15 protein-coding genes are annotated in these 16,562 nt (G+C 40.7%); 5 read left to right on the forward strand and 10 right to left on the reverse strand.

The window, feature by feature from the left end; all coding sequences use genetic code 11:
• Positions 1-420: 420 nt before the first annotated feature.
• The 8 genes from ACFFRD_RS17420 to ACFFRD_RS17455 form a co-directional block, all read right to left on the reverse strand.
• Entirely contained in the window at positions 421-615 is a 195-nt protein-coding gene (locus ACFFRD_RS17420) for a hypothetical protein (RefSeq protein WP_392482502.1), read from the reverse strand.
• Between the two features lie 320 nt (positions 616-935).
• Complete coding sequence (locus tag ACFFRD_RS17425; RefSeq protein WP_392482503.1) at positions 936-2,132, reverse strand: hypothetical protein; 1,197 nt, start codon at positions 2,130-2,132, stop codon at positions 936-938.
• Positions 2,133-2,215: 83 nt separating this feature from the next.
• A complete protein-coding gene (locus tag ACFFRD_RS17430; protein ID WP_392482504.1) occupies positions 2,216-2,455 on the reverse strand; it encodes a type II toxin-antitoxin system HicA family toxin in 240 nt (79 codons plus the stop codon).
• Positions 2,448-2,714 carry a type II toxin-antitoxin system HicB family antitoxin gene (locus ACFFRD_RS17435; protein WP_392482505.1) on the reverse strand — a complete coding sequence of 89 codons (267 nt, stop codon included), beginning with the start codon at positions 2,712-2,714 and terminating at the stop codon, positions 2,448-2,450. Before ACFFRD_RS17435 ends, ACFFRD_RS17430 begins: the two co-directional genes overlap by 8 nt.
• 13 nt (positions 2,715-2,727) lie before the next feature.
• Positions 2,728-3,174, reverse strand: coding sequence for a DUF29 domain-containing protein (locus ACFFRD_RS17440; protein ID WP_392482506.1), 447 nt, complete (start codon positions 3,172-3,174; stop codon positions 2,728-2,730).
• A 57-nt stretch (positions 3,175-3,231) separates the two neighbouring features.
• The gene (acnB, locus tag ACFFRD_RS17445; RefSeq protein WP_392482507.1) at positions 3,232-5,862 is read right to left on the reverse strand and encodes a bifunctional aconitate hydratase 2/2-methylisocitrate dehydratase; all 2,631 of its coding nucleotides are present in this window, start codon (positions 5,860-5,862) and stop codon (positions 3,232-3,234) included.
• Between the two features lie 694 nt (positions 5,863-6,556).
• Positions 6,557-7,615: a hypothetical protein gene (locus ACFFRD_RS17450; RefSeq protein ID WP_392482508.1), complete on the reverse strand. Its 1,059-nt coding sequence runs from the start codon at positions 7,613-7,615 to the stop codon at positions 6,557-6,559.
• A 641-nt stretch (positions 7,616-8,256) separates the two neighbouring features.
• Positions 8,257-10,167 carry an acetate--CoA ligase family protein gene (locus ACFFRD_RS17455; protein WP_392482509.1) on the reverse strand — a complete coding sequence of 637 codons (1,911 nt, stop codon included), beginning with the start codon at positions 10,165-10,167 and terminating at the stop codon, positions 8,257-8,259.
• Between the two features lie 317 nt (positions 10,168-10,484).
• Between ACFFRD_RS17455 and ACFFRD_RS17460 the strand changes: the two genes are divergently transcribed.
• The 4 genes from ACFFRD_RS17460 to ACFFRD_RS17475 all read left to right on the forward strand — a co-directional run bounded on the left by ACFFRD_RS17460 (position 10,485) and on the right by ACFFRD_RS17475 (position 14,109).
• A complete protein-coding gene (locus ACFFRD_RS17460; protein ID WP_041565287.1) occupies positions 10,485-10,688 on the forward strand; it encodes a hypothetical protein in 204 nt (67 codons plus the stop codon).
• A gap of 329 nt (positions 10,689-11,017) precedes the next feature.
• The gene (locus ACFFRD_RS17465) at positions 11,018-11,860 is read left to right on the forward strand and encodes a cyanophycinase (RefSeq protein ID WP_114085859.1); all 843 of its coding nucleotides are present in this window, start codon (positions 11,018-11,020) and stop codon (positions 11,858-11,860) included.
• 473 nt (positions 11,861-12,333) lie between these two features.
• A complete protein-coding gene (locus ACFFRD_RS17470) occupies positions 12,334-12,804 on the forward strand; it encodes an NADAR family protein (protein ID WP_392482510.1) in 471 nt (156 codons plus the stop codon).
• A 204-nt stretch (positions 12,805-13,008) separates the two neighbouring features.
• A complete protein-coding gene (locus ACFFRD_RS17475) occupies positions 13,009-14,109 on the forward strand; it encodes a tetratricopeptide repeat protein (protein ID WP_392482511.1) in 1,101 nt (366 codons plus the stop codon).
• 33 nt (positions 14,110-14,142) lie between these two features.
• On the opposite strand, the gene ACFFRD_RS17480 is transcribed toward ACFFRD_RS17475, so the two are convergent.
• Positions 14,143-14,841: a phosphoribosyltransferase family protein gene (locus ACFFRD_RS17480; protein WP_190961185.1), complete on the reverse strand. Its 699-nt coding sequence runs from the start codon at positions 14,839-14,841 to the stop codon at positions 14,143-14,145.
• A gap of 193 nt (positions 14,842-15,034) precedes the next feature.
• Here ACFFRD_RS17480 and ACFFRD_RS17485 point away from each other — a divergent pair, with 193 nt between their 5' ends.
• The gene (locus ACFFRD_RS17485; protein WP_114083550.1) at positions 15,035-15,715 is read left to right on the forward strand and encodes a uracil-DNA glycosylase family protein; all 681 of its coding nucleotides are present in this window, start codon (positions 15,035-15,037) and stop codon (positions 15,713-15,715) included.
• A 312-nt stretch (positions 15,716-16,027) separates the two neighbouring features.
• Here ACFFRD_RS17485 and ACFFRD_RS17490 read toward each other — a convergent pair whose 3' ends face one another.
• Positions 16,028-16,393 carry a nuclear transport factor 2 family protein gene (locus ACFFRD_RS17490; protein ID WP_392482512.1) on the reverse strand — a complete coding sequence of 122 codons (366 nt, stop codon included), beginning with the start codon at positions 16,391-16,393 and terminating at the stop codon, positions 16,028-16,030.
• Between the last annotated feature and the right edge of the window lie 169 nt (positions 16,394-16,562).

A 16,562-nucleotide genomic window follows, 5' to 3' on the forward strand; every position in this document is an offset into this window, starting at 1 on the left:
CGCCCCGTGTTTATATATATAGCAAAACAATTTGAGGAACTTGTGAGGAGAGCAAGTATTTATCTTTGATTACGAGCAATAGTTCGGTTTTATAATATACAGCAAACTACGTATATAATGTTTTTCAAAGGCGAGTACCTTGATTCAAAGTATAGATTTATCAGATGAATCTTGTCTCTTCCACTGCCAAAAACTCATGTAATTCTTCTATACTGACTGAAGTACAGTAAATATCAGATTCTATTTTATAGACTTCCAAAAAAGATGCGATCGCTTCATTAAGTTGCTTGATTGCTGCTTCTTAATTTATCCCTTGTCCTACCAGTTCATTTTCTAAGCATAAAGCAACCCAATAACCCGCACTCTTTCGCAAAACTGTTGTGTAGAAGTCCATAAATGTTTTCAACTTGCTACATTTTCTTATTTTAGTGATTGATAATATTTTAGGGCTTCATCTTTTGATAGTAGTTTTTCTTCCTCTACTTCCTCTATGAGTTTTGCTAAACCGTAATTCTCAAGAATTTCTTCAATTTTTTCAAATTCAGCTATAGGAATTTGTACGGCAATAGGTTGTTGATTTTCGTCGAGAACATAATTTTTGTGAACTTCAAGCATTTTATAACTCCTATGTGTAAAAAGCTTGGTGTCAGGTAATTAGACTTTAACAGTTTATCGCGATCGCATGAATTGACCTCTCCCCCAACCCCTCTCCGTTGGCATAAGCCTGCCGTTAGGCATAGCGGAGAGGGGAGCCAGATTTTTCCCCCTTCCCTTGTAGGGAAGGGGGTTGGGGGGTTAAGTTTGTGTGCAAAGTGCGAAGGTGCGATCGCGCTGATAGAATAGTCAATTAGGTGAAACCATTGTTATCTTTGTACTCCTAAAGCTTGGCTGCAAATGACATCTATGAAATCAATAAATGGTTTATTTTATATTGTTTACTTAATCCTATAGTTCCAAGTTTTAATAGCTAAATCAATATACCATCCCAAATTAGTAGGAGTATTTTTTTCCTGTGACCTCCACCATTCCCAAATAGAATCATCAAAAGGACGGGTAGCACCTTTCAGGAGATAGATGAATAAATCTAAAGTATTTATTGAACCTATTGAGGCTTGAGATAAATATATATTTGCACTTGTCCATTTCGCCATACCATGTCTATCAAATGATAAACAAATCTTATTATTAGATTGATCTTCAAGATTAATGGTAGTCTTAGTACATACCAACCATTCAACGACAGAATCTTGAGCAAAATGGCTGTTATTTGCAGCTAATACAAAACCAAATCGTGCTACTGGAATTTTGATTTTAGTTTTAACCGTAGTTGGCAACCAAAGAAACAACCATATTCCTTTACTTGTATTAGTTATTTCAGCTAGTTTCTTATGATTTTCTCCTTCACCAGTACCATATAATATTTTTCTATAAGTAGGACTAACCATTTCCTTGATTTTTGGTTGAGCCATAAAAAGCTCTCTGATAATTCTAAAATTTTGATGAATATCTACAGGCAAGTTACTTTTAAAGTTATGAGTAAAAGCTGGTAAAAGTTTACTTTGCAGGTCTTCATTTTGTAAACTACCAGGTAAGCCAAACACAGGGTAAAGAATATCATAATTCTTACCTTCTAACTGGAACTTAGCACCTGTTGTCTCATATTCAACATGGAATTTCCAAAAATATATATCATCTTCAAATTTTGATGCTTCTTTATCTGTATAGTTATCTTCATGAAAAGTAGGAGCAATAGCGATTAATTTGATCGGCAAAGAGTAATCGATTTGATCGCCAAAAGATTGATTTTGTAAAATTATTTTTCGATATCTCAATAGCTGTGATACTAATCCCCTATCTTCTTCATTTTTTAATTCAATAATGATTGCTTGTTTATCTAATTTGCTACAGCATAGTAAATCGCAACGCTGCATTTTGAGACTATACTGACGTTTAATTAAAACTAATTCTGGGAATATTGTGTCAAAATAAGCTTCAATATAATCTTCTAAATATTGTTCAGACTGAAAGCGGATTTCTCCGCCAATATAGATTAATTTACGATTCGCTTTGTCTGACTCCTCATTCCGTCTCTTCGAGTTGGTTGTTAAATGTTTCGATTTTAGGTAGGGCATGAAAATTTTTAAATATAATAATCTATATACAAATTATTATATTTTTTATACTGTTAAAAATAGTATAAATACTGAAGTATCATCTATTTTAACAGACTCTCAACTTCCTCATCAGTAAAACCAAACTGGCGAAAAATACGCAAAATATAACCAGGAGACATTTCTCTTGCACCCATATCTATAGGAACTACTCTTCTTTTACCATCAACTTCACGAGTATATAAACAATGGTCGCCTTTTCCTTCTCTATGAAATGTGCAACCTGCTTGTTCTAAAAGCTTAATTAACTCTTTTGGTTTCAGGGAAGGTATATTTTTAGGCATAAACCTTCCTTAATTCATATACCTCTAAATCTTGTTCTTTTTCTTCAACAAATAAAAATTCATGTAATTCATCTATTGAAACGGAAGATTTATAAATATTACTTTCAGACTCATAAACCTCTTCAAAAGATTCAATTGCTTCTTTCAGTTTTTTAATTGCATCTTCTTGACTATTTCCCTGTCCGACAATGCCATTTTCTAAACATAAAGCAACCCAATAGCCAGAATTTTTTTTGAGTACGACGGTATAAAAAATCATTCATTCCTCCAAATTAATAACTATTTTTTAAAGTTTCTTCTAATGTAAAAGGAGATTCTTGAGGAAAGAAATTTAATTTAATCCCTGTCTCCTCAGATGCTTTGAGACGAGCTTTTTGATAACAACCTTCAAATACTTCTGCAAGTAGAGGTTGCAAACTGGGACTATCTTCTAATAATGTTTCAATACAGATACGCTGTTCAGAAATGGTACTGCGCCAACTTTCACTACGTTTTTCTGGTTGATATTGCCATTTAAGCAAGTGCATCAATAGTACAATTAATCTATTTTTTAACTCGCGTTTTTCACTTCTCCCCATGCTTTCAATTTCTTCAATTAGATTAGGTATATCTATTTCATTAAAATTATTTTCTTTTAACTGATGGGCAATTGTTTGTGTCCACAAGTAAAAATCTTGTTCATAGAGATTTTGTTCATTTATAAAAGATGGACTATTCATTAATATTCCTCTTGGAAACACTAAATATTAGGTGGGCATAACACCCACCTAATTAAACTATATCAACAAAGCCTGCTCCTCTTGAGAAATAACTCGCCCTTCATCCTCAAAACCGAGGATTTGATCAAAGTTCAAATATCGATATAAATCATCGGCAAAAGGCTCAATTCTACTCGCCACAATATCCAAGTATTCCTGCACTGTCGGAAGCCGCCCCAGTAGCGCACAAACTGCGGCTAATTCTGCTGAACCAAGATACACTCGCGCATCTTTACCCATGCGATTATTGAAGTTGCGGGTAGAAGTAGAAAATACTGTTGTGCCATCAGCAACTCGCGCCTGATTACCCATACACAAACTACATCCTGGCATTTCTGTTCTAGCACCCGCAGCCCCAAAGACGCTGTATACACCTTCTTCTTTTAATTGGTGTTCATCCATGCGCGTTGGTGGTGCTATCCACAACCGAGTTTTCACTTCACCTGCGCCTTCCAAAACTTTCGCTGTTGCCCGATAATGACCAATATTCGTCATACAAGAACCGACGAATACTTCTTGCACTGGATCATTAGCAACTTCCGATAATAACTTAACATTATCGGGGTCATTGGGAGCAGCAACAATTGGTTCTTTGATTTCGTTTAAATCAATTTCAATTATTTCGGCATACTCCGCATCGGCATCACCTTCTAATAACACGGGATTTGCTAACCATTCTTCCATTTTTGCCACACGGCGCAGCATAGTACGCGGATCGTGATAGCCCCGTGCGATCATATTTTTCAGCAACGCTACGTTAGAACGCAGATATTCAGAAATTGTCTCTACACTCAGCTTAATTGTACATCCGGCACAAGAACGTTCGGCACTAGCATCGGTGAGTTCAAAGGCTTGTTCAACTTTTAAATCTGGCAAACCTTCTATTTCTAGAATTCGCCCGGAGAAGACGTTTTTCTTGTTCTGCTTCTCTGCTGTCAGCAAACCTTTTTGAATTGCCACGTAGGGAATGGCATTCACGACATCGCGCAGGGTGATACCTGGTTGCAATTCTCCTTTAAATCTTACCAAAACTGATTCTGGCATATCTAAAGGCATGACACCCAAGGCGGCTGCAAAGGCTACCAACCCAGAACCGGCGGGGAAGGAAATACCCAAGGGGAAGCGGGTGTGAGAGTCGCCGCCAGTTCCTACGGTGTCGGGTAGCAGCATCCGGTTTAACCAAGAGTGGATGATACCATCACCGGGACGGAGGGCGACACCGCCACGAGAAGCAAAGAAATCGGGGAGTTCGTGATGAGTTTTGATGTCTACTGGCTTGGGATAAGCTGCTGTGTGGCAGAAACTTTGGATCACTAAGTCTGCACTGAAACCAAGACAAGCGAGTTCTGTCAATTCGTCGCGGGTCATGGGGCCTGTGGTATCCTGAGAACCAACGGTGGTGATGATGGGTTCGCAAGATGTGCCGGGACGCACACCAGGTAATCCGCAAGCTTTACCTACCATTTTCTGTGCCAAGGTGTAGCCTTTACCTGTATCAAAAGCTTGCTGAGGACGGGTGAAAACTTTGCTTGGTTCTAAACCGAGTGCAAGACGAGTTTTGTCGGTGAGGGTACGCCCAATAAGTAGGGGGATGCGTCCACCTGCGCGGACTTCATCGAGGATGGTATCAGGTTTAAGGTCAAAGGTGGAAATGACTTCGCCTGCTTCGTTGGTGATTTCGCCTTTGTAGGGATGGATGGTAATTACCATGCCGGTTTCGAGTTTGGTGACATCGCACTGAATAGGCAAAGCACCGGCATCTTCTGCTGTGTTAAAGAAGATTGGCGCGATCGCACCACCTAAAACATAACCCCCAGCGCGTTTGTTTGGCACAAAAGGTATATCATTTCCTGTATGCCACAATACGGAGTTAATTGCAGATTTACGTGAGGAACCTGTACCAACTACATCTCCCACGTAAGCTACGGGATGCCCTTTTTTCTTCAATTCCGCAATGGTTGCCAAGCTTCCCGGTTGCCGTGACTCTAACATCACTAAGGCGTGTAAGGGAATATCTGGGCGAGTTGTGGCGCTTTGGGCGGGGGATAAGTCGTCGGTATTGGTTTCGCCAGGAACTTTAAAAATGGTGACAGTAATCGCTTCTGGAACTGTGGGGCGCATGGTAAACCATTCAGCTTCCGCCCAAGAGTCAATCACCCGTTTGGCGAAAGGATTGGTTTTAGACAACTCTAAAACATCGTGGTAAGCGTCATACACTAAAAGGATTTTGCTTAAGGCGTTGGCGGCGTAAGCGGCGATGGGTTCTTTTCCTTGTCCACCCATTACCAGAGGTGTTTCGGATGAGTCGGAGACTGATACAGTGGGCAATTGCAGCAAATCGATTAAAGATTGCACGTTGTAACCACCGATCATTGTGCCCAGCAATTGCACTGCTTCGATGGGCGCAATCAACGGACTGGTGATTTCTTCCTTAGCAATGGCGGTGAGAAATCCAGCTTTGACATAAGCTGCTGGATCAACACCAGGAGAAACGCGATCGCTCAATAAATGTAATAATATCTCCTCTTGACCCTTTGGCGGATTTTTCAGTAATTCACATAATTCTGAGGTTTGCTTCGCATCCAATGGTAAAGGGGGAATACCGAGTGCTGCTCTTTCAGCAACGTGTTTACGATATTGTTCTAGCATTTTTATGTTCTCCATTGGGATGTTCTATCTTTAATTATGAAATATTTTTAGTCAATACTTGGCTATAAGAGTTTAGCTTACTTTTATTACCGAAAGCCTTACTGCTAATCGGTTGCTCGCAGGTTTTTTTATACTGAAAGTTTGAAAAGTATTGAGCGAATGGAATTCTAAAATTCTTGTTCTTTCTATGTCATAGTCTTGACCTTCATCTGTAAAATGGCTATCTCCATCAATTTCAATTACTACTTGTTTTTCTAGAAAGATGTGTGTACACCGTAGCTTAAAAAAGGAGGGGACAAGAATTAAAGTCCCCCTTTTTAAGGGGGATTTTAGGTGGATGTAAAACGTTTTGCTACCAAGAAGAGGACTTTTCAAACATCCTCTAACGCGCTTAGAATGCCGCGAAGTCTTTATTTATGCCGTCAAAAAGGCACAAGAAAAGTATAAGTTTAAACTCTATGCTTTGTGCATCATGTGCATTACCTGCTGGAAGCAAAACAGCCAGAAGATGGGTTGGCGTTGATTGGCAAAAAATTATTTTCGAGGCAAAGTTGCACTAAAGTAGCGATCGCATGTAACAGGCAGTCAACTGAAAACATGACGTTCTCTCCCGCCTGTTATACCATCAGATTAACGGGAAAGAACGTCACAGCAGACCTAAACCTCGCACTAGTAAATGAGCATCAATGTCAGCTTAAAACAATCGTCCACAAGGAATTGTTCCACGACGAATCGCATGATTGCTGGTTTCGGAATCATCCGCCCAGAAGAACTGTTTTAGATTGCTGGCGCATTCAGAATTGGGCGCAATGGCGATACCTTCGTTGTTAATGTTTGACATCGAACTTGGGCGTTCGTAACCCTTGCGGATGATGAATTTGCCTTTCGTTGACGAGCCAACGGCGGTATCGATGGCGAGCAGGGTTGAGCGGTTGCTGCAATTGTTGTCGCAATACGCCCATAAAGTCTCATTATCGCGGTCAAAGGATAAATCCATGATCTTTGTATTACCACTGGCAATGGTAGCAATACGCGTATATGTAGAGTCGGAGTTGAGCGCGTAGGCATAAATTTGTCCATTTGCTTCCAATCCAACAAAAAACAATCCCGTGCCATGCAACGGATAATTGGCTGGGTTGTAGAGCTGATTGGTACTTTCATCTATGAATCCATTAGCTTGTAAATAACTATCTGGCACCCATGCGATCGCTTCCAAGCCTAAATTAGTGGAGCTAACCGTTGGCAAATTAGAAGTTAAGTTCCATTCCTTAGTAGCATTGAGGGTGGTGGCACTGCTGCTGCTGTCATAACTCAGTACGCTGAAGCGGTTGGAGCCGCTGCCATCTCGCTCAGTAGAGACGTAGATAGTTGTTGAAGAAAGCTCGGCTTTGGTCACGCCTTCCGCATCTGGCGCACCAGTACCATTGGGATAGCGCAACGTTTTTCCAGAACTCCAATTATTAGCAGTATTTTTGACGAAAGTGCTGCCGTTCCAAACCAGGTTATAGAGTTTTGATGGCGAATTTTGCACTCCCCACAACACAGCTTGTTGCATTCCAGTCGCTGGGTCGTAGAACAAACCGCTGAGATTACCACCGAACTGGTTGGAGCCATCAGCAGTGACTACAGTTGTGCTGCTAGGCCATGCGCTGTAGGTGACAGCGGCCGCTACCAATTTCGCACTCAATAAACTTATGCCACAGGCAAAAAACAGCTTTGTGAGCGCAAAGGAAGATATTGCTTTACATTTCATTGTTTGATAATCTCTGAAAATCATTGAAGCCCATGAGCCGTCCAATTTTCGATGTGTAAATTGTTTGGATTACGCGGCATCACAAAAGTGGTGGTGAAATTCACTCTAGCAATTGGGCATGACTTAAAAAATTATTATTGGTTAAAATTTTGGTTAAAATTAGTTATTTTCACGAAATTTTCGCCACACCAAAAAAACTGCTTTTGGAATGTCCAAAATTGTCCCGAATACAAGGGTAATTGAAGCAGCCCGATCCACAAATCGCTATATACTATTATATAGTCCCAATCAAAGCCTCACAGATACATATTAAATCTCTAAAGCCTGGAAATAAAATATTATTATCTCTGAAATTTTAAGATTTATCAGAACAATCGCTGAATATAAATTAGCTTAGGTTGTATCAATTAGAATTAATCATGGAGTCTCCCACAGCCTTTTTATCCCCCAACCCAAATTTTTAAGTAAGCAAAAACCTCTCAAAGTCCTCCTTAAAAAGGAGGATTTAGGAGGAGCTACAACATTTTTATTTTGTAGAGGTATGTGTATACGCCGTAGCCTAAAAAAGAGGGGTTAGGGAGATAAAAAAGTGCCTAGATCACAGCCAACCAATAACTTTTAAAGCAACCTCTTAAGCTAGCTCACAAAATCGTTCCAGTTTCTTTCAAATAAACCCGTGTAAATGGTTCATCTTCAGCCAAAGTATAATCTTCAATCAACCCTTTGCGACGGATAGAAATATCATTGCCTTTTCTAATCACCACAGTAGAACCATCAAAGACATCCCGCGCCAGCATCATCTCAGTTTCGGTGGGATTATCCAAAACCACGATATTACTATTCGGGTAAAACATCCCCTCTTCATCTAAGATGTCTTCCGCATATTCGGCAATCAGCAAATCAACTTTGGGATGACGGAGTAAAGTTTGGACGTTGCTATTGTAATTTTTGCTTAATACTTTTTTCGAGCGATTCACAAAAACTGCATCACGACAAACAGCGCCAATTGTCCAGTTGGGATGTTGCAAAAGGATATGGTCAATTGTTGTTTGCAGTTCTTCAACTGAGATTTTATTAAAGGTGATAATCGGTATCCTCGAATCTGTACCCGACTCAAAAAAGGTTTCTAGAATATGAGAAGGTACATCAACACTTTCACCTTCAGAAGGTTTAAGATGCATTAAAACTCCTGGTGCAGCGTTGATTTCTAGGATAGCGAAGTTACTAGATTTCCAAGATTCGGAGAGACTTTTGGTAATGACATCAATACCAAGGCAAGTCAACTGGAAATGTTGGGCAATATCTTGCGCCAAGATAATATTGTCATCATGAACTGTGTGGGTTGAATCGATGCTCATACCCCCGGCTGAAAGATTGGCAACTTTACGCAGGTAAACAGTGCGTCCTTTTTCAATCACGCTGTCTAGTGATAAGCGCTGTTCCTCTAAGTAAAGTTCCATCGCTTCATCAATCTGAATTTTACTCATGGGTGAGGTGGGCGTATCTAAACGTGCAGGTTTGCGGTTTTCTAGGCGGATTAATTCTGCAAGCGTTAAGTGGCCATCACCGACAACCGATGCTGGACGGCGTTCTGTGGCGGCGACAAATCTACCATTGACACACAACATGCGAAAATCCGATCCTGAAATACTTTTCTCAACAATTATCCTAGTTACTTGATCTTCAGGAATCGCTGCTAATGCTCTATTATAAGCAGATTCCAGTTCTTTTGAGTCTTGTACGTCAGCCGTAACGCCAATTCCTTTATGACCTACCACTGGCTTAACTGCCACTGGGTAGCCAATTTGTCTGGCTGCTGCCAAGGCTTCCTTTTCAGAAAAGACGATATCGCCTTCAGGGACTGGGAAACCCAAGGTTTTTAGAAATGCTTTGCAGTCATCTTTACGGGTGGTAAACTCTGAATCTAGATGACTATCACAGTTAAATGTGGTTGCTACTCCCCGGACGTGTTTTTTTCCAAAGCCGTATTGCATTAATCCTTCTTCCCACAAATAAAAGGCGGGAATACCTTTTTCGTAGGCTGTTCGCAATAAAGCGTAAACTGTGGGGCCACCATAGACAGATGCGCGAAATCTATTTTGCAGCCTCACTAGCTGCTCCTCAAAGTTAAAGTCTTCGTCTTGGGTAATGGCTTCAAACCAATCCCAAACAAAATAGACGACCTCTCTAGTTGTGCGTTCATGTATTGATTGGACGCTAATTCGCGCGAAATCTGGATATGGCTTAACACTCCAATGCTTAAGGTGCAAATCCATATCAAGCTTTCCGACTTCGGACACAACTTGGGCAAATAGATGGGCATGGGACTCGTAGCTTTGGCTGCCCAGATTTGGATAGCGATCGCCAATGCTGGCAATATAATCTTCTATGGGCAAAGGCTCTCTAGAGTCAACTAGAGCAAAGTCAAATACTAGCGCCCCTGCATCTAAATAGGGGTTGGGGCCAACATAATGCTTGAAGTTGAAAATATCGAATACATCCGTTCTTCTAGCATTAATGCGAACTAAGTCACTGCTTTTTTGTAGAACCATTGATTACGAACCTTTGGCTAAACACCCTGAAATTTCTATGCTGAGTAATCGTTACTCAGACTTGTTGATTGGAGGCTGATTCAGATTAATTGTTGGAGAGTGATGGCAAAGCCATTGATCTAATCAGAACCTACACTAACCCTATTAGTAAGCATTTTTAACTATCTCAAGGCATAATTAAATTTCTTTTCGTCAGCAAAGAATCAAGAATAGTTACTTCATCCTTATGAATGGGCAAAGATATAACCTTTGAAAGGTGCAACACGCATCCCAAAATCTGTATAAGTAAATATGCGGTATTGAAAAGACAGCAAAGCATGAATAGCACACAAGCTGATCTAAGAGATGAAATTCGAGAACTTGCTGAGGAAGCTTTTCACCAAAAGCTGATCTCCGGTCATGGTGATGGGCCTGACATAAATGAATATCAAATCGTCTACCAAGGTAAACCCAGACATCTCCCACTAGAACAAGCACGTTTTTTCTTGACTAACTTGCTTTACAGAAGTCGCATTCATTAGGATTTACCATCAGATATCTAATTTGCACCCAGCGAGAGTTAATACCAACAATTGCATGATAAATTTTCAATCGGCAATTTAGAAACGCAGTCAATAATGCCTCTAGAAAATCTCTCTAGAGGCAGTTGGTTTTAGGGTTTTTATTTAGTAAAAGAAAATTAATTCTGAGGATAGCTATTTTTGTATGTAATTTTCCTGAAAAATCTTTTGGTCTAATTGCAAGCGAAAATCTCAATACTACCTTCTATTAGGTAATCTACCACAAGGAAGATTTGATAGTTTAATTGTCATGGTTTAGTGAAATTTATTAACTCACATCAGGGGGCATCATGGTGGAAAGTAATCCCAAACGGCAGTTGGTAATTATTGGGGGAGCAGAAGATAAGGATGGAGATTCTCAAATTCTGCGAGACTTTGTGCGACGCGCTGGAGGTACGAAGGCGCACATTGTCATTATGACGGCAGCAACAGAATTACCAAGAGAAGTGGGAGAAAATTATATTAGAGTTTTTGAGCGGCTGGGAGCCGAAAATGTTCGCATTATTGATACAGAAACCCGCGAAGACGCATCATCATCTACCGCATTAGAAGCAATTCATAAATCAACTGGGGTATTTTTTACTGGTGGAGATCAAGCTCGCATCACCAATATCCTCAAGGATACTGAAATTGATGCGGCCATTCATAAACGGTTCGCGGAAGGTGTAGTTATCGCCGGTACAAGTGCGGGCGCTGCTGTGATGCCAGATAAAATGATAGTTGAAGGTGATTCGCAGACACATCCTCGAATTGAAACTGTGGAAATGGGCCCTGGTCTAGGCTTTTTACCAGGAGTGGTAATTGACCAGCATTTTTCTCAGCGTGGACGTTTGGGACGCTTAATTTCAGCTTTAATACTAGAACCTGCTGTTTTAGGATTCGGTATTGACGAGAATACCGCTATGGTCGTAACCGATAATCAAATTGAAGTGATTGGTGCAGGTGCGGTGACAATTGTTGATGAATCAGAAGCTACATACAACAATATGGGTGAAATCTTGAAGGATGAGTCTTTGGCGATTTGCGGAGCAAAGCTTCACATTTTGCCACATGGATTCAAATTTGACTTGAAAACCCGCCAACCTATCCTAAATAGTGGCTCTGTGACTAATGTATCTGTACCTGTTGCTTGAATCAACACCTAACTTTTTACAGGTGCGTTTTACTTGAATAAATAATTAATAATTGTAGATTATTGGCATTTATCTCTTGAATATCCTCCCAAGTACTCTCAGAAGTAGGGGATACAGCCCCCCTTTTTTCATGAAGAAAGGGGGGATTAATTTTTAATATTCTTTATCTTAACTTTAGCAAACTGTTATGAATAAGTAATAAGCTGTTGTGCTTTTAATTTGCACTAATATTTTTTTCAATATGATTGTGAAGTGGGCAATATGAGCGCCCTGATAGTGCAAGTTGTATACGTAACAGCTTATCAACTCTACATAATCATACACTTAATATTTATTAAACGAATTATAAGTATAGGTAATATATAAAGAAACGGCTCGGTAAATGAATTAATTATGAAGTTAAATTTGATAGAAAATTGGTATAAATAAGTAATAATTAATTCAAACTATATCTCGAATGCCGATCAACTTCTATGACAATCTACTTTTATAGCACTCGTGAAGAATATGGTTGTTTCTCTAACTTTTCGCCCCACGGGTTTCAATTAGATGGATTGTATTGGTCAACCAGCGAACACTATTTTCAAGCGCAAAAGTTTGTGGATACACCTCATGTAGAACAAATCCGCCAAGTTAAAACACCTAAAGATGCGGCAAGAATGGGGCGTGAGAGAACCCGTCCACTACGTCAAGATTGGGAACAAGTTAAAGACGATATCATGCGGCAAGCTGTGCTATGTAAATTTAAAACTCATACAGATATTAGGAATATCTTACTTTCCACAGGTAATGCAGAAATTGTTGAAAACTCACCCATCGATTTTTATTGGGGTTGCGGAGCCGATGGTAGCGGTAAAAATATGCTAGGAAAAATTTTAATGGAGGTGCGAGAGAGCCTGCACCATACATACAGCGCAGATGTTGATTGTAAAAGCGTTAAATGATGCGCTAAGGGACTTCCAAGAAATAAATTATCCAAATAAACGAACCACAGAGACACAGAGAACACAGAGAGAAGAGAAATAGAGAGGGTTCTTTCGTCAGTTTTGGGAAATTTTTTATTTGGAAGTCCCTAAACAACCTGATGAAAGATACCTTCTGGTTTTGGGAATACTATATTTACCAGCAGACTTCAAAGGAAGGGGTTGATGCCTAAAGGCGAATGGAATAATAGATCGAAAAATACAATTCCCCTACAATTACCCATAACATACTTAAAACCAGTGAAGCGTAATACAATTACTCATGAATTTGGCTCTGGTTCACATGCAGAAATACTACCTCCACAGGAAAATGATGACAATTTATCGGAAGCATCCAAGCTACTACGGCAAGGAATTCAACAGCAGCAAGCTGGTGAATTAATTGCGGCGTTGAAGTCTTTACAACAAGCTTTGGGGCTGTTTCAGGCAGTTGGGGATTTGCAAAAACAGGCACAGGCGCTTTCTTTTTTAGGATTGGTAACTTATAGCGCTGGAGACTATAAAGGTGCGATATCTTACTCCCAGGAGTGTTTGTCTTTGCTCAATAACACCTCAGATTTAGCATTGCAAATGCAAGCACTTTCCCATTTAGGGAATTCATACCGTCATTTGAATGACCATAACAAGGCTATTGAGTTTCTAGAAAAGTGTTTGAAAATAACGCAACAGCTGCAAGATAAACGGAGTCAAGTTGCAGCACTGAATAATTTGGGATTGGTGTATAAATCTTTGAGTAACTTTACACAGGCTATTGAGTATCAGCAGCAAAGCCTAGAGATTGTGCGAGAACTTAAAGATAACTGGGGCGAGGAACAGGTACTCAAAAATTTGGGTAATGCTTGGTATGCTTTGAATAATTATCCCAAAGCGATCGCTTATTATGAGCAGTGTGTAGTACTAGCACGCTCCTTAAAAAATGTTCGTAGTGCTTCTCAGGTACTCAAAAATCTGGGTAATGCTTGTTATGCTCTAGGTGATTATACTAAAGCTATTAAGTATTATGAAGATAGGTTGCTCTTAGCTAGAGAAATTCAAGACAAACGTAGCGAGGAACAATCTTTAGGTAGTTTAGGAGTTGCTTGTGAAGCTCTGGGTGACTATAACAAAGCAATTACATATTATGAACAACGTTTGCTCTTAGCTAGGAATATCAAAGACCGTCGTAGTGAAGAAGAAGCTCTTGATCGTTTGAGAGTTGCTTGCTACGCTTTGGGTGATTATGCTAAAGCTATGCAATACCAGCAAGGAACATCTTCAAATAGTTAAAAAGCAAAAGAAGGAAACAATTCAACCTTAAAATTACTCGGATAGATCCATTGGCCCCATTCTATTTTGTTGCTGGAGATATCTGAGAACCTCTGATGTATCAACTTGGGGAAATTCCGCGTAGAAATTACTCACACTCCAAAAGGGTTCTGGTGTTTCCAAGACGATTGTGCGATCGCCCCACTGTTCTAACCAAGGTAGCAATCTTTGTGGTGCGACTGGAGTACATAGCCAAACTGCTGCTGGAGACAGTGCTTTGATAGCAGTTGCCGCTACTGCTATTGTCATTCCTGTAGCAATGCCATCATCAACTAAAATAGCCGTAGCATTCTCGGCATTCACCTGCGGACAAGCAGTAATTAATTGAGCCTCAAGAGACTTAGCTTGGATGATAGCTTTATTTAAAGCCACTTCGCGCAACCTTGTATCATCTTTAAACCGAAATAGCTTTTGATCAGTCCAAAGAACATTTCCGTAAGTAGTCACTGCACCAATTGCTAACTCTGGGTTTTCTGGATGGCTAATCTTTTTCGCTACAACGATTGTCAACGGACAATCCAATAGACGCGCTATTGGTGCTGCTACTGGTATACCCCCTCTTGGCAAAGCATAAACAATTGGTACAGGTTTTATCCCAGAAGCAATAGTTTGCTGAGTCAAAACATCCTGAATCACTCGCGCTAATAACTCACCCGCATGGGTGCGATCGGCAAAAAGCGGGGTCTGTGACATGGGTTCCCCCAGCATCTTAGGACGGCACTGCTTTTATCATGACTGAATTTTGTCTCAAATTAACTGATACAATGAGATTTTGTATAAATAATTAAGTATTCAGCAAAAGTCTATTTATTCAGATAAATCTGCAACCAAAGCAGTATTTAACTCAGAAAAAACAGCTAGCGCTGATATCAAAATCCTAATTTTCATGAGCAGCGAAACTCAACTCAGCCTCTTCGACGACTCAACCTTTAACCAACGAGAACTAATTCCTACAGACGCTAAAATTGCGATCGCTCCCGGAACTTATTCCACCATAACGGAATTGACACAGCATTGCGATCGCTGCCACCGTTGTCCATTGGGAGACACTCGGACTCATGCTGTCGTCGGACGCGGTAATCTCAAAGCCCCAATTATGGTTATTGGGGAAGCGCCTGGTCAAAATGAAGACGAAACTGGTTTACCATTTGTAGGTAGATCGGGGCAATTGCTGGAAAAAATTCTGGCATCGGTAAATCTAACTACCGAGCATGATGTATATATCGCTAATATAAATAAATGTCGCCCACCAGATAATAGAGTTCCTACTCCAACAGAAGTGGCGGCTTGTCTACCCTACTTATTAGAACAAATTCGCCTAGTTGACCCTAAAATAATCTTGTTAACAGGTGCAACTGCTGTCAAAGGTATCACTGGCGATAAGCGAGGGATTACGAAAATTCGCGGACAGTGGCTGGAGTGGGAAGGGCGTTTATGTATGCCGATTTTTCATCCTTCCTACTTACTGCGTAACCCTTCTAAAGAAAGAGGTGCGCCTAAATGGTTGATGTGGCAGGATATCCAGGCAGTGCGGGCTAAATTAGACGAATTCCAAAATAACAATTAAAGAAGAATTCAGAAGTCAGAATTCAGGAGTCAGAATGAATGAGTGGGGGATTCAGACCCACCACTCATTCAAGACCACTAAATCGGAGATTTAGTGGGGGACTTAAACCCGTTTATTCAGACGCTCCTGCGTCGCTAACGCTGCGCTATCCGCCACTAGCACAGAATTCAATTCTGAATTCTGGCTCCTGACTCCTGAATTCTGTTCGTTAAACCTCGTCTACCTTGAGAACCGTAGTTTTGTTGGTTGGGTGCAGCGATCGCGTAACCTAACATAAATAAGGTGGTGATGTTGGGTTGCGTTTCACTCCACCTAACCTACTAGCGTGACTTCCATGACTTGAATCAAGCCATGCTCAAGGGTAAATCGATGGGCCACGCGCTCATCGGCAAGAACGGCTCCACCCAAGTCACGCACGAGCTGATGCACATCGACCAAAATGCGCCCGTCTTCCTCCGAATAAAAGGAAACCGGCTCAACGTGCGGATTGATCTCGCTCCATTGCTCCGTCCAGTAAGCGCGAACTTCTTCAGGCCCACGGACAAAACCGCCTTTGAACGCTTTCGGCCAAGCCACGTCCGGAGTCATGAGGGCAAGGGCAGCGTCAATGTCTCGTGCGTTGAAGGCCGCGTAAGCCGCACGGAGCAGTTCGATTTCTGGTGCAGGTTGATCTGACATAAGAGGTATGGTGAAGGATATGCAGCAGGGTCTAACAATTTATTATACCGTCAAAGCTAAGTAGTGTTATCTTTGCGGGACACAACTACGCGCTAATTGCGATCGCCTGTTTTAATTGAGGTGGAAGCGATCGCAGTTGAGTTAAGTTAGCATTACATCAAGTTAGTCA

Source organism: Nostoc sp. C110, assembly GCF_043099725.1.
GTDB lineage: Bacteria > Cyanobacteriota > Cyanobacteriia > Cyanobacteriales > Nostocaceae > Nostoc > Nostoc muscorum_A.